Below are 13,714 nucleotides of genomic sequence, written 5' to 3'. Positions count from 1 at the left end.
GGTAGTGGACTCTTTTTAGATGGAAAGTGAACGGAAGGTGAATAGGTCCAGGGTGTTCACAGGATGCTGAGAACGCCGAAACGGCTAGAACCCGTAGGCGACGTCGGTGCTGAACACGTCGAAACCCAGGCGTCGGTAAGTCTTCACCGCGGCGGTGTTGTCCCCTTCGACATAGAGGGTCACCTCAGCATCGGGACCGAGCCGCCGGGCCAGGTGGTGCAGACCCACCAGGGTCAGCGTCGCGCCCAATCCGCGGCCTTGCGCGGCAGGATCGACACCCACCACATAAACCTCGCCGAGCACGTCGCTGTGGATTTTCGTCCAATGGAACCCCAGCAGGGTGGCCCCCTCGAAGGCCATGAACAGCCCGGCCGGGTCGAACCAGCTCTCACCGCGGCGCTCCGCGATATCGGCCTCGGTCCACCCGCCCTGCTCTGGATGCCAGGAGAACGCGGCGTTGTTGACGCGCAGCAGCTCGGCGTCATCCGAGGGCCCGGCGTAGGTCCGCAGGCCGTCGACCGCGGGCTCGGGCGGCAGGTCGGCCAGCCCCCGGCGCATCTGCAGCAGTTCCCGCTTGGGCACCAGTTTCAGCGCGGCGGCCAATGCCCGCGCCGGTTCCAGATTGCCGTGCGCCCAGATCTGGAGGTCGGCGCCGCCGGCGTCCAGGCCGGTGCTCGCCAACTCGGCTCCGATACCGCGGCGCCGCGCGTCCGGATGCACGACGAGCTCGGCCATCCCGGGGGCCAGGTTGAGGTAACCGACCAGTTCCCCGTCGTCGACGGCCAGCAGGTGCCGGGTGTCGTCGCGGGACAGCTCACGCAACACCTGATCACCGACGGGCGCGACGCCGTCGTGCGCGGTGGCCGCCCCGATCACGGTGGCGATGCGCTGTTGTTCGGATACCGGCAGGCCGGTCTGCCACGAGATCACTGACTGTGCAGCGGGTCGAACGTCTCGGACGCGGTGCCGAAACCGTCGTCGTCGAAAACGTCCTCGTCGTCCTCAGCTTCGGGTGCAGGGGCGCGGCCGCGGGCCGGTCGTACCGCCTTATAGCCGACGTTGCGCACGGTGCCGATCAATGCCTCGTACTCGGGCCCGAGCTTGGCCCGCAACCGTCGCACGTGCACGTCCACAGTGCGCGTGCCACCGAAGAAGTCGTAGCCCCACACCTCCTGCAGCAGCTGGGCCCGGGTGAACACCCGCCCGGCGTGCTGGGCGAGGTACTTCAAAAGCTCGAATTCCTTGTAGGTGAGGTCCAGCGGCCGACCGCGCAACCGCGCGGTGTAGGTGCCTTCGTCGATGACGAGCTCACCGAGGGTGACCTTGCCCATGCTCTCCTGGTCGGCGACCCCGCCGCGCCTGCCGACCAGCAGCCGCAGCCGCGCGTCGATCTCGGCGGGCCCGGTACCGGGCAGCAGGATCTCGTCCAGACCCCACTCGACGTTGACCGCCACCAGACCGCCCTCGTTCACCACGGCAACCACCGGGATCGAAGTTCCGGTGGTCCCCAGCAGGCGGCACAGGCCGCGGGCGGCCGCCAGATCCGTACGCGCGTCGACGATCGCGATGTCGGCGGTACTGGCCTCCAACAGCGAGGAAACCTCGGTCGGGGCGGAGCGGACGTTGTGTGCCAGCAGGGACAACGACGGCAGCACCGACTCAGGATTGGGGTCTACGGTCAGTAGCAATAGCTCCAAAAGGCCCTCCGGCGCCCTGGAACAGTCCCAGGACAACGCTGTCGAAGGTCATCTTCCAGATTCATGACTGACACGCGGCCGTTACGACCAGCGATGCATAACGATAGCGTGCTACCTGCTGATTAGCCGACTTGAACGGGGCGCCGTCACCGCCGGTCGCCCGCGGGTACGCCAGAATGACCGGGTGCGCAAACTGCTCGTCGCTCTCATCGCGACTCTCGCCTCTGTGGTGTTGGGGGCTGTCGCCGTCGATGTCGGGGCCGCGATCTATGCCGAATACCGGCTGGCTCGCAGCGTCCGCACAGCCGCGCACCTGCCCTTCGACCCGTGGGCCAGCATCCTGAGCTTCCCGTTCATCTCGCAGGCGGCCAACCACCGTTACAAGGAGGTGGAGATCCGGGCCACCGGAGTAGACCACCCGATCACCGGCAAGGTCTCGCTGGAAGCCACCTTGCACCGCGTCGACCTGCACGATTCGTCCTGGTTGATCGCGCCCGACGCCGCGCTGCCGGTCGGCAAGCTGGAGAGCCGGATCATCATCGACTCCCGGCACATCGGCGATTTCATGGGCATGAAGGACCTGCAGATCGAGGCCCCGCCGCGCGAGACCGAGGACGGCGGCGGCGCCAACACCACCGAGTCCGGCATCTCCAGCGGTGACGGCCTGGTGTTCACCGGAACCCCGACCTCGGCCGGGTTCGACAAACGGGTCAGCGTCGCGGTCGATCTGACCTTGGCAGGCCCGAACCAGAACACGCTGGTGTTCACGCCGACAGGCGTGCTCACCGGGCCAGGTACCGCCGATGAGGCGGTCCCCGAGGATCGCAACGACGCGGTCCTGAAGGCCTTCACCTCTCAGGTCCCCGGCCAGAAGCTGCCCTTCGGCCTCACACCCACCTCGGCGGGCGCCCGCGGCTCCGACATCATCGTGGAGGGCATCACCGAGGGAGTAACCATCACGCTGGACGGGTTCAGACAGTCATGAACACTTCCATGGCCCTGGTCATCGTGGTGGTGATCGGCGTGCTGGGTGTCGGCTTCGTCGTCGGACGCCTGATGACGCGGCGCGCGGGCATGCTGCGAGCCGCCGCCGAGGACGCCCCCGCCGAGGATGTCGACACCTCCGACCTCGGACTGTCCGGCACCGGACCGACGATCGTGCACTTCACCGCCGTGTGGTGCGGCCCGTGCGCCGCGGTCCGCCGCGTCGTCAGCCAGGTGTGTGGCGACCTGCCTGCCGTCGCGCATGTCGAGATCGACATGGATGCCAATCCCGCGGCGGCCCGGCGCCTTTCGGTGCTGTCGCTGCCGACGACGTTCATCTTCGACGCCCAGGGCCGGCAACGCTTCCGCGCCACCGGGGTTCCCAAGGCCGCTGACCTGCGCTCGGCGCTCGAGCCGCTATTGGCTTGACCGCAGGGTCAACAGGTATTGTGTGCGACGTGTCCGCCCGCCTTGAGCTGCTGCTCACCAAGCGCCGCGCAGTTGATCTGTGCCGCGTCGCGGGTTGTTGCTGTTGTTGTTGTAGCTGCTGAGTAGCCGCGCTCTTCTCTTTGCGCCGCGCTCGGGGCCGGGCCGAAAAGCCGGACGTGCCCCTTCACAGCCCCAGCCCAGCCACGCAAACAGGAGTCACAGATATGTCCAGCAATCCCAGCCTCGATCAGGTTGACGTCCGCGGTCCCCGCTTCGTCGCCTGGGTGACCACCGGGGTCCTCGTCGTCACGCTGCTGGTGTCGGCGATCAGTGTGCCTGCCGCAGCGGTCATCCTCGGCGTGCAGGCCGTGGTCTTCGCCATCGGCGCTGCACTGGGTCCGCGCAAGCACCCCTACGGCCGAGTGTTCGCCGCGCTCATCGCACCGCGGCTCGGCCCGGTCACCGAGAGGGAACCGGTGCCCCCACTGAAGTTCGCCCAGTTGGTCGGCTTCGTCTTCGCTGTGGTCGGCGCCGCCGGCTTCGCAGCCGGACTCGGCACACTGGGCATCGTTGCGACCGCGTTCGCCTTGTTCGCGGCGTTCCTGAACGCGGCCTTCGGCATCTGCCTCGGCTGCCAGATCTACCCGTTCGTCGCTCGCCTGCGACGCGCAACACCCGCCACGAGCCACTAACCGAAAGGAACCACTTCATGGCACGCTCCGACGTCCTGGTCTCCACCGACTGGGCCGAGAGCAATCTCGATGCGCCGAACACCGTCTTCGTCGAGGTCGACGAGGACACCTCGGCTTACGAAGGCGGCCACATCGCCGGCGCCGTCCGGTTGGACTGGAAGACCGAGCTGCAGGACCAGGTCAAGCGTGACTTCGTCGACCAGCAGCAGTTCTCGAAGCTGTTGTCCGACAAGGGAATCAGCAACGACGACACCGTCATCCTGTACGGCGGCAACAACAACTGGTTCGCCGCGTACGCCTACTGGTACTTCAAGCTGTACGGCCACAACGACGTCAAGCTGCTCGACGGCGGACGCAAGAAGTGGGAGCTCGACGGCCGCCCGCTGGTGACCGAGGTCGCCGACCGCGCCGCCACGTCCTACTCGGCCAAGGCCCCGAACAACGACATCCGCGCCTTCCGCGATGAGGTCATCGCGGCGATCGGCGAGAAGAACCTGGTCGACGTCCGCTCCCCCGACGAGTTCTCCGGCAAGATCCTCGCGCCCGCCCACCTGCCGCAGGAGCAGAGCCAGCGCCCCGGCCACATCCCCAGCGCCATCAACGTGCCGTGGAGCAAGGCCGCCAACGAGGACGGCACCTTCAAGTCCGACGAGGACCTGGCCAAGCTCTACGCCGAGGCCGGCCTGGACGGCGACAAGCTGACCATCGCGTACTGCCGCATCGGGGAGCGTTCTTCGCACACCTGGTTCGTGCTGCAGGAACTGCTGGGTCACCAGAACGTCAAGAACTACGACGGTAGTTGGACGGAATACGGCTCCCTCGTGGGTGCCCCGATCGAGTTGGGAAGTTGATATGTGCTCTGCACCGAAGCAAGGCGTGACGCTGCCGGCAGGCGTCGACCTGGAGAAGGAAACCGTCATCACCGGTCGTGTGGTGGACGGCTCGGGCCAGACGGTCGGCGGTGCGTTCGTGCGCCTGCTCGACTCCAGCGACGAGTTCACCGCTGAGGTGGTGGCGTCCGCGACCGGCGATTTCCGTTTCTTCGCCGCGCCCGGCACCTGGACCGTGCGTGCGCTGTCGCCCGCCGGCAACGGCGACGCCAGCGTGCGTCCGTCCGGCGCCGGTATCCACGAAGTCGACATCAAGGTCGCTTAGCTGGTTGGTGAGCCGCTGCGCCCGGACCCCTCCGGTTCGAGCGCGGCGGCTCCCTGCAGTTAGAATTCCGACGTGGTTCTCTTCTTCGAATTCATGCTTGTGGCGGCCGTGGTCGTCATCACCTGGTTTGCGCTGTACGCGCTGTACCGTCTGATCACCGACGAGGCGTGAGCACCGGCGACGCGGTCGAGCCGGGCTCGGGTGACCGGGCCGTCGCTGCGGCAGTAGAGCGGGCCAGGATCACCGCGGCCCGCAACATCCCCGGGTTCGACGATCTGCCGTTTCCGGCCGATACCGCGAACCTGCGCGAAGGCGCCGACCTCAACCCCGCCCTGCTGGCGTTGCTGCCGTTGGTCGGCGTGTGGCGCGGCGAGGGCGAGGGCCGCGACGCCCACGGTGACTACCGGTTCGGCCAGCAGATCATCGTCTCCCATGACGGCGGCGACTACCTCAACTGGGACAGCCGCTCCTGGCGGCTCGACGCCGACGGCGCCTTCGAATCGCCGGGCTTCCGCGAATCGGGGTTCTGGCGGTTCGTCGACGACCCCGCCGACCCCTCCGAGACCCAGGCCATCGAGCTGCTGCTGGCTCATTCGGCCGGCTACGTCGAACTGTTCTACGGACGCCCGCGTAACCAGTCCTCCTATGAACTGGCCACCGACGCCCTGGCCCGCAGCAAGTCCGGCATGCTCGTCGGCGGCGCCAAACGGCTGTACGGCATCGTCGACGACGGCGACCTGGCCTACGTCGAAGAGCGGGTCGATGCCGACGGCGGTCTGGTGCCGCACCTGTCGGCGCGCCTGAGCCGCTTCGTCGGCTGACATCACAAGGCCATAGCGCACCCCAAGGTCACTGATACGGCGTGCCCAGTCTCGATCCATAACGTCGGCTCCGTTGATTCGAGAACGGAGATTTCATGACCCTGTTATCCCTGCGCACCGCGCTGCTCGGCGCGACCGGCGCGGCCGTGGTGGCCGGTGTGGTGGCGTGTTCATCCGGTGCGGCGCAAAGTGATTCGACGGTTGCCGAGCCGTCCGCCACGTCTACCTCACAGTCACAGTCCGGTGACCGCCAAGCCTTCCGGGACTGCATGACCCAGCACGGGGTGACCATGCCCGAACACGGACCCGGGGGCGGCCACGGCGAGCACGGTCCCGGTCCTGAAGGTCGCCCGGACGGACCTCCGCCCGGCGGCGCACCCGGTGCGGGGCAGGCTCCGCCGGCGCCGCCGGCGCCGCCGGGAGTGGACCAGGGCACCTGGGACTCCGCACACCAGGCGTGCGCCTCGCTGGCGCCGGCACACCCGCCGCAGCAGTAGGCCGTCACAAAAGGCCCCAGATATGGGCGACCCCCGAGCCGTAGATCTTGGTTGGACAAAACCAAGGGCTCGGGGGTCGGGTGGCTGCTCGGAATTCGCCAGCGCTCGCAGGTGATTCCTCGTGCCTGGTGCTGCTAGCTAGCAGCCACCTCACTTGTCCGTATGCCAATCAATTTCTCGGACCACCTCCTTCCATGTGTACCGACGAAAGTACTCGCGCCTGGCGGACCCGACAACCGATTTTTCTCACGCATCGCGGTCTACGGCGGTGTCCACCCACGCGGCGAGCTGCGCCGCACCCGGAGCGGGTGGCAGGCCGACACCGTCCAAGGTGTGCACCCGCGCCGCCAACGTCACCGCCGAGAGAAGCCAAACACCTTGTGCGGCAAACAGATCGGACACCCGCAGTGGTCGGTAGGCCGACCGCGGCACGACCTGGAACAGCGCATGCACCGTGGTGCCTGCCAAGATCGGCAGCGTGGGCGGCGGGCTGACCAAAATTTCGCCATCAGCGATCACCACCGACGACCGCGGACCCTCCAGCACCAGCCCGTCGGCGTCCACATAGATCGCATCGCCCGCGCCGCGCCCGGCCGCCTCCCGAAGCGCCGCGCTGTGGTGCGCGTAGGACAACGACTTCGCCCCGCTGAGTACCGCGGGCGCACCGCGTCGTCCGATCTCGAGGGTCACCGCCGCCACCCCGTCTCGGCGCGCCCCGGCCACCCGGTCCGGCACCGGTGACACCGCGGCGAAGGCCGCGCCGCGGCCGTGCACCAACCGCAACACCGCATCCCCGGTCCACCTCGAGACGGCGGTGGCCGCCGCCGCCCGGAACAGCTCCGTGTCGACCGCGGGCAGCCCCGCGATCCGCGCCGACACGGACAGCCGGCTCAGGTGGGCGCTCAACAGACAGGCCCGTCCGTCACGCACCAGCGTGGTCTCGAACACGCCGTCGCCATGGGTGAGAACCGGGTCGGTGGCGCGGACCAACGGCTTGTCGACCCCGTGGACGAACCCGTCGAGGGTGACGATCAGGCCGGCGGACATGACGCCCGAGCCTAGTGACCACTGCGCCGTAGTCTGGGGGCATGTCCGCAGTTCCCGCCCCTGATGGCGATCCCGATGCCGGTGCCGTGTGGCATTACGGCGATCCGTTCGGCGAGCAGCGCGCCGCCGCCGACGCAGCCGTGGTTGTCGACCGGTCGCACCGCGCAGTGCTCACACTCACCGGCGGGGAGCGACGTTCCTGGCTGCACACCGTCTCCAGCCAGCACGTCAGCGACCTGACCGACGGCACCGTCGTGCAGAATCTCAGCCTCGACGGGCAGGGTCGTGTGGAAGATCACTGGCTGCAGACCCAGCTCGACGGCGTCACTGTGCTGGACACCGAGCCATGGCGGGGCGAACCCCTGCTCGCCTTTCTCCGCAAGATGGTGTTCTGGGCCGACGTGGTGGTCGAGCCGGCCGAACTGACCGTGCTCTCACTCCTCGGGCCTGCGCTGAACGCACCCGAGGTCCTGGCCGCGCTGGGCGTCGACACCCTGCCCGCCCCCTGGACGGCGGTGGCCTTGACCGGCGGGGGCTTCCTGCGGGGCACCTACCCGGGCGAATACGACCTCCTGGTGCCCCGTGAGACCGCCGGCGAGTGGCAACGGACGCTCACCTCGGCCGGGGTCCGGCCGGCCGGCATCTGGGCCTACGAGGCGCACCGCGTCGCCGCGCTGCACCCGCGACTGGGTGTGGACACCGATGAACGGACCATCCCGCATGAGGTCGGCTGGATCGGCGGCCCCGGCGAGGGAGCGGTGCACCTGGACAAGGGCTGCTACCGCGGTCAGGAGACCGTCGCGCGCGTCCACAACCTGGGCAAACCGCCGCGGACGCTGGTTCTCGTGCAGCTGGATGGCTCCGGTGACCGACCCTCGACCGGCGACCCGCTCACCGCGGGCGGCCGTCCCGTCGGGCGGTTGGGCACCGTGGTCGATCACATCGACGACGGGCCCATCGGGTTGGCGCTGGTCAAGCGCGGCATCCCGGCCGACACGGCGCTGAGCACGGGCGGCGAAGTCACCGTGGCCGCGGTGATCGACCCGGACTCGATCGCGGCCGACCAGCACGTCGGCGCCGGACGGCTGGCCGTGGAACGTCTGCGCAGCGGCGATCGTTGACCCTCTACTGGGCGGGCTCGACCCGTGACAGGTAGGGCCTACCAGCGCAGCGCCGTCGGGCACGGTAAAGTGATGGCAGGACAATAAAGACACACAGATCGGAGCCGCCTGCACGTTGGGCCGCTCCGTTATTGCGCGAGGGGGTCCCCCATGGGCCGCGGCCGGGCGAAGGCGAAGCAGACGAAGGTCGCACGCGACCTGAAGTACAGCTCGCCACAAACCGACTTCGACAGGTTGCAGCGAGAGCTGTCACATGCCGAGTCTGAAAATGACTTCGGTGGCGGTGACGGCTTTGCCGATCAACACGCCGACGATGACGACTGGCGTCGCTGACTCACGCGCAGGTGTAGCCCCGCGGTTCTGACTTCTGTCAGAACCGCGGATGCTGACCGACGAGGTGTGCTCGGGCTTCACCCTTGGCACCCTTGGTGACGGTGCCCAGCGTCCAGCAGTTCAGGTGACGTGCGGTGAGAATCGCCAGTGCACGGTCGGTGTCCTCCGGCGCGACGATGGCGACCATGCCGACACCCATGTTGAACGTCTTCTCCATCTCGACGCGCTCGACGCGGCCGCGCTGGGCGATCATGCCGAAGACCGGCGCGGGCGTCCACGTGCCGCGGTCGAGCTCGGCGGCCAACCCGTTGGGGATTACCCGTTCGAGGTTGCCCGCCAACCCACCGCCGGTGACGTGGCAGAACGTCCGGACCTGCGTCTCCGACGCGAGCGCCAGGCAGTCCTTGGCGTAGATGTAGGTGGGCTCGAGCAGTTCCTCGCCGAGCGTGCGGCCGAACTCCTCGACGTGGCCGGCCAGATCCATCCGGTCGATCTCCAGCAGCACCTTGCGCGCCAGCGAGTAACCGTTGGAGTGCAGGCCCGTCGAGGCCATCGCGATGATCACGTCGCCAGGCCGGACCAGTTCCGGTCCCAGCAGGTCGTCGGCTTCCACTACGCCGACACCGGTCGCCGAGATGTCGTAGTGGTCGGGCTCCATCAGGCCGGGGTGCTCGGCGGTCTCCCCACCCAGCAGCGCGCAGCCGGCCAGCACACAGCCGTCGGCGATACCGGACACGATGGCGCTGACCCGCTCGGGGACCGTCCGTCCGACGGCGATGTAGTCCTGTAGGAACAGCGGTTCGGCGCCGCAGACGACCAGGTCGTCGACGACCATCGCCACCAGGTCGAGCCCGACCGTGTCGTGCTTGTCCATCGCCTGCGCGATGGCCAGCTTGGTGCCGACACCGTCGGTCGACGAGGCCAGCAGTGGTTCCCGGTACCCGCCCCGCAAGGCGAACAGTCCGGCGAAACCACCCAGACCGCCGCGGACCTCCGGGCGGGTGGCCTTTTTGGCCAGCGGTTTGAACAGCTCGACGGCGCGATCCCCCGCCTCGATGTCCACTCCGGCCGTTGCATAAGAGATGCCGTGTTGTTCGGCGCGACCCTGACTCATCAGGCTAAAGGCTACCGGTCGCGGTCCCGCCCCGACACCGCTGGTAAGCGCCGGGCCTTCCGCCGACTCCGCACGCATTGATGTGGCGTATGACACTCTGGGCGCTCATGAACCGATTTCGCTGGTCGGCGCTGGCTGCCGCGACCGTCATGCCCGTCGCGGTGGTGCTGCCCGCGGGCGCCTCCGCGACCCCCGGCGTCGGTGTGCAGGCCGAGATCCTGGCGCAGGCCACGCGGGACGGGCACGACTACATCACCAAGGAGCTCACCATCGCACCAGGCGGTGGCACCGGTTGGCACTGGCATCAGGGCCAGGTCTACGGGCTCATCAGGTCGGGCACGTTGACGCATTTCCGGGCGGATTGCTCGGTCGACGGGGTGTATCCGCCCGGCGCCCCGATCACCGAGGAGAGCGGCCAGGTGCACATCGGCCGCAACCTGGGTCCGGACCCGTTGGTGATGTGGGTGCTCTACATCGATCCGGCGGGTGCGCCGCCGGCGACCGATGCACCCGAACCGGGGTGTGGGTTCTAGGGACGTCGCAGCGCGGACGCGTTGTCATTGGCCGGCTGCAGCGGGAGCCCGCTGCGCGCCGCGTTGGCCAACATGTGCTCGATGACGTTCTTGCCCAGGGCGCTCTCTCCGGGCAGTTCGATCGGGTAATTGCCGTCGAAGCACGCCGAGCACAGCCGCGACGACGGCTGCTCGGTGGCGGCGATCATGCCCTGCTGGCTGATGTAGCCGAGTGAGTCGGCACCGATGGCCCGGCGCACGTCCTCGAGCATCTCGTCCTCGTTACCGCTGGAGCCGTTGGCGATCAGCTCGGCCGGGGTGGCGAAGTCGATGCCGTAGAAGCACGGCCACCGCACCGGCGGTGAGGCGATCCGGACGTGCACCTCCAGTGCGCCGGCCTCCCGCAGCATCCGGATCAGGGCACGCTGGGTGTTGCCTCGCACGATCGAGTCGTCGACGACGATCAACCGCTTGCCGCGGATGACCTCTTTGAGCGGGTTCAGCTTGAGCCGGATGCCGAGCTGGCGGATGGTCTGCGACGGCTGGATGAAGGTGCGCCCCACGTAGGCGTTCTTCATCAGGCCCTGCCCGTAGGCGATGCCCGAACCCTGCGCGTAGCCGACGGCCGCCGGAATGCCCGACTCGGGCACGCCGATCACCAGGTCACCCTCGACGGGGTTCTCCGCGGCCAGCCTGCGGCCGATCTCGACGCGGGTGGCATGAACGGACCGGCCACCGATGACGCTGTCCGGACGCGCCAGGTAGACGTATTCGAAGACGCAGCCCTTGGGCGTCGGGTTGGCGAACCGCGTCGAACGCACCCCGTCGGCGTCGATGGCCAGCAGTTCGCCGGGCTCGATGTCGCGGACGAACGAGGCGCCGACGATGTCCAGGGCGGCGGTCTCCGAGGCGACCACCCAGCCGCGATCCAGCCGGCCCAGCGACAGCGGGCGCACCCCGTGCGGGTCGCGCGCCGCGTACAGCGTGTTCTCGTCCATGAAGGTCAGGCAGAACGCCCCGCGCACCGTCGGCAGCAGGTCCAGCGCGGCCTGTTCCAGCGTGGCGTCGGCGGCACCGTGGGCGAGCAGCGCGCCCAGGATGTCGGAGTCGGTGGTGGCGGCGGGGGCGCCGCGGGTCTCGATCAGGCCGGCTTCACGCGCCTGGCGGGCCAGCTCGGCGGTGTTCACCAGATTGCCGTTGTGGCCCAACGCAACCCCGGTGCCCGCCGCGGTGTTACGGAACACCGGCTGGGCGTTCTCCCACGTCGTGGATCCGGTGGTGGAGTAGCGGCAGTGCCCGACGGCGACGTGGCCGGGCATTGCGGCCAGGGTCTGCTCGTCGAACACCTGGCTCACCAGGCCGAGATCCTTGAACACCAACACCTGCGAACCGTCGGCGACGGCGATACCCGCCGCCTCCTGGCCACGGTGTTGCAGCGCATAGAGGCCGTAGTACGTGAGCTTGGCCACATCCTCGCCGGGAGCCCAGACGCCGAAGACGCCACACTCTTCTTTCGGGTCTGTTTCGTCAGGCTCGAAGGTCACGATGGCTGCTCCCTGGGGGCTGTGGGTGACGTAACCCAGTTTACGGGCAACCCCCGCCATTGGCGGAATCGAACGGCGGATTGCCTCCGTGTGAACGTCAACACCACTGCCGTTGGCCGACATTCCCGCCCGCCACGCGCGCGGCCTGGTCAGCCGTCCAGCCGCACCAACGGCAGCCAGCCGGCGATCTCGCCGGCCCGGGACCCCGACATCGTGATGCCGGGTGCCGTGTCGACGTCGAGCAGACCGGTGGCGAGCAGCAGCCAGGTGCGCGGGTCCGCCTCGACCACATTCGGCGGGGTGCCGCGGGTGTGCCGGGGACCGGCGATGCATTGCACGGCCACCAACGGCGGCACCCGGACCTCGACGCTGGCGCCGGGCGCCAGCGCGGCGAGGGTGCGTGCGGTGAGGCGGACGGCGGCGGCCAGAGCGGACCGTTCCGGGGCGGGCAGGCTGTCGTCGCGCAGCCAGTCGGCGACCGCGAGCACCGCTGCCCGCGTCTGTTCCGGATCTGCCGTTCGCCGCGCCACCATCCCATTAGTGTCGCAATGTGGCTGCCGACCGCTCCGCCCCGCCGCAGATCCGGGCGTTCGGCGCGGTCGCGCTGGTGCTGCTGACCGGCCTGGCGGCCGTCATCTATCTGCAGTTCCGCGGCGAGTTCCGGTACCGGGTCGACCTGACGGTGTTGTCCCCGCGGGCCGGCCTCGGGGTGGACCCCGGCTCGAAGGTGACCTTCAACGGTGTGGAGATCGGCCGGGTGCACACCATCTCCCCCACCGACGTCGACGGGACACCTCATGCCCGGCTGGCGGTGCAGATCGAGCCGCGTTACCTGCCGCTGATCCCGGCCAACGTCACCGCCGACATCAACGCCACCACCGTCTTCGGCAACAAGTACATTGCGCTGCGATCGCCGGAAACCCCATCGCCGGAACATATTTCGGCCAACGGTGAGATCATCGCGACCTGGGTCAGCACCGAGTTCAACTCGCTGTTCGAGACGGTGATGGCCATCGCCGAACGCGTCGACCCGGTCAAACTCAACCTCACGCTGACCGCGGCCGCCGACGCCCTTGACGGGATGGGCGCCAGATTCGGGCGGTCCCTGGATGACGGGAACGCGATCCTCGACGACTTCATCGCCCGCACCGATCAATTCGGGCAGGACACCCGGTCCCTCGCGACCCTGGCCGACCGCTACGCCGACGCCGGCCCCGACCTGTTCGACGGGCTGGCCGCGGCGGTACGCACCGCCACCACGCTCAACGAGCAGCGCGGCGCCATCGACCAGGCGCTGCTGGCCGCCGTCGGCTTCGGTGCCGAAGCCGGCGACATCCTGGAGCGGGGCGGACCCTATCTGGCGCGCGGCGCGCAGGACCTGATCCCGACATCGAAGGTGTTCGACTACTACAGTCCGCAACTGCTGTGCACCATCCGCAATTACTACGATGTCGCCCCGCTGATGGCGTCGACGTTCGGCGGCGACAACGGCTACTCCCTGGACTCGGCAGGCACAATCTTCGGCTTGGGGCTGCCCAACCCGTACGTCTATCCGGACAATCTGCCGAGGGTGAACGCGCACGGCGGACCGGAGGGCAAGCCCGGCTGTTGGCAGAAGGTCACCAAAGACCTCTGGCCCGCACCGTATCTGGTGATGGACACCGGGCTGAACATCGCGCCCTACAACCATTTCGAGCTGGGCTCACCGATGTTCACCGACTACGTGTGGGGCCGTCAGGTGGGCGAGCCCACCATCAATCCGTGAGGG

At 68.5% G+C, this 13,714-nt stretch carries 18 protein-coding genes; 12 read left to right on the top strand and 6 right to left on the bottom strand.

The features are described 5' to 3' along the window. Positions 1-84 precede the first annotated feature (84 nt). Positions 85-930 (bottom strand): mycothiol synthase, encoded by an 846-nt coding sequence (gene mshD, locus AC1DY7_RS16190; RefSeq protein WP_477494720.1) that lies wholly within the window; start codon positions 928-930, stop codon positions 85-87. After that, entirely contained in the window at positions 927-1,733 is an 807-nt protein-coding gene (locus AC1DY7_RS16185) for a winged helix-turn-helix transcriptional regulator (RefSeq protein WP_477494719.1), read from the bottom strand. The genes mshD and AC1DY7_RS16185 overlap by 4 nt, the downstream gene beginning before the upstream one ends. 148 nt (positions 1,734-1,881) lie before the next feature. Between AC1DY7_RS16185 and lmeA the strand changes: the two genes are divergently transcribed. From lmeA to AC1DY7_RS16145, 8 genes are all read left to right on the top strand, one after another. Continuing rightward, positions 1,882-2,682, top strand: a complete 801-nt coding sequence (lmeA, locus tag AC1DY7_RS16180) for a mannan chain length control protein LmeA (protein WP_477494718.1) — start codon at positions 1,882-1,884, stop codon at positions 2,680-2,682. Next, positions 2,679-3,110, top strand: coding sequence for a thioredoxin family protein (locus AC1DY7_RS16175; RefSeq protein WP_477494717.1), 432 nt, complete (start codon positions 2,679-2,681; stop codon positions 3,108-3,110). Before lmeA ends, AC1DY7_RS16175 begins: the two co-directional genes overlap by 4 nt. A gap of 20 nt (positions 3,111-3,130) precedes the next feature. After that, entirely contained in the window at positions 3,131-3,232 is a 102-nt protein-coding gene (locus AC1DY7_RS16170; RefSeq protein ID WP_372517291.1) for an Ms5788A family Cys-rich leader peptide, read from the top strand. A gap of 102 nt (positions 3,233-3,334) precedes the next feature. Continuing rightward, a complete protein-coding gene (locus AC1DY7_RS16165; protein WP_477494716.1) occupies positions 3,335-3,802 on the top strand; it encodes a DUF4395 domain-containing protein in 468 nt (155 codons plus the stop codon). A gap of 17 nt (positions 3,803-3,819) precedes the next feature. After that, a complete protein-coding gene (locus tag AC1DY7_RS16160; protein WP_477494715.1) occupies positions 3,820-4,653 on the top strand; it encodes a sulfurtransferase in 834 nt (277 codons plus the stop codon). A 1-nt stretch (position 4,654) separates the two neighbouring features. Beyond that, a complete protein-coding gene (locus tag AC1DY7_RS16155; protein WP_477494714.1) occupies positions 4,655-4,957 on the top strand; it encodes a DUF1416 domain-containing protein in 303 nt (100 codons plus the stop codon). A 167-nt stretch (positions 4,958-5,124) separates the two neighbouring features. Further along, positions 5,125-5,778, top strand: coding sequence for a heme-binding beta-barrel domain-containing protein (locus AC1DY7_RS16150; RefSeq protein WP_477494713.1), 654 nt, complete (start codon positions 5,125-5,127; stop codon positions 5,776-5,778). Positions 5,779-5,873: 95 nt separating this feature from the next. Continuing rightward, positions 5,874-6,275 carry a hypothetical protein gene (locus AC1DY7_RS16145; protein WP_477494712.1) on the top strand — a complete coding sequence of 134 codons (402 nt, stop codon included), beginning with the start codon at positions 5,874-5,876 and terminating at the stop codon, positions 6,273-6,275. Between the two features lie 246 nt (positions 6,276-6,521). Here the strand turns inward: AC1DY7_RS16145 and AC1DY7_RS16140 are convergent, their stop codons facing one another. Continuing rightward, entirely contained in the window at positions 6,522-7,322 is an 801-nt protein-coding gene (locus tag AC1DY7_RS16140; protein ID WP_477494711.1) for an aminodeoxychorismate lyase, read from the bottom strand. Positions 7,323-7,363: 41 nt separating this feature from the next. Here AC1DY7_RS16140 and ygfZ point away from each other — a divergent pair, with 41 nt between their 5' ends. Further along, positions 7,364-8,443 (top strand): CAF17-like 4Fe-4S cluster assembly/insertion protein YgfZ, encoded by a 1,080-nt coding sequence (gene ygfZ, locus AC1DY7_RS16135; protein ID WP_477494710.1) that lies wholly within the window; start codon positions 7,364-7,366, stop codon positions 8,441-8,443. A gap of 150 nt (positions 8,444-8,593) precedes the next feature. Then, positions 8,594-8,776 (top strand): DUF3073 domain-containing protein, encoded by a 183-nt coding sequence (locus AC1DY7_RS16130; protein ID WP_477494709.1) that lies wholly within the window; start codon positions 8,594-8,596, stop codon positions 8,774-8,776. A 37-nt stretch (positions 8,777-8,813) separates the two neighbouring features. On the opposite strand, the gene purM is transcribed toward AC1DY7_RS16130, so the two are convergent. Continuing rightward, positions 8,814-9,890, bottom strand: a complete 1,077-nt coding sequence (gene purM / locus AC1DY7_RS16125; protein ID WP_477494708.1) for a phosphoribosylformylglycinamidine cyclo-ligase — start codon at positions 9,888-9,890, stop codon at positions 8,814-8,816. A gap of 107 nt (positions 9,891-9,997) precedes the next feature. On the opposite strand from purM, the gene AC1DY7_RS16120 reads away from it, so the two are divergent. Next, entirely contained in the window at positions 9,998-10,423 is a 426-nt protein-coding gene (locus AC1DY7_RS16120) for a cupin domain-containing protein (protein WP_477494707.1), read from the top strand. On the opposite strand, the gene purF is transcribed toward AC1DY7_RS16120, so the two are convergent. Next, positions 10,420-12,006 (bottom strand): amidophosphoribosyltransferase, encoded by a 1,587-nt coding sequence (purF, locus tag AC1DY7_RS16115; protein WP_477494706.1) that lies wholly within the window; start codon positions 12,004-12,006, stop codon positions 10,420-10,422. The genes AC1DY7_RS16120 and purF overlap by 4 nt on opposite strands. Positions 12,007-12,095: 89 nt before the next feature. Beyond that, entirely contained in the window at positions 12,096-12,479 is a 384-nt protein-coding gene (locus AC1DY7_RS16110) for a sterol carrier family protein (protein WP_477494705.1), read from the bottom strand. A gap of 17 nt (positions 12,480-12,496) precedes the next feature. Here AC1DY7_RS16110 and AC1DY7_RS16105 point away from each other — a divergent pair, with 17 nt between their 5' ends. Further along, positions 12,497-13,711 carry an MCE family protein gene (locus AC1DY7_RS16105; protein ID WP_477494704.1) on the top strand — a complete coding sequence of 405 codons (1,215 nt, stop codon included), beginning with the start codon at positions 12,497-12,499 and terminating at the stop codon, positions 13,709-13,711. Positions 13,712-13,714: the final 3 nt, after the last annotated feature.

The sequence above is a fragment of the Mycobacterium sp. P2_H7 genome (assembly GCF_056403275.1).
Note: the sequence above shows the minus strand (reverse complement) of the source record. Positions and strands in the feature narration are given on the sequence as shown.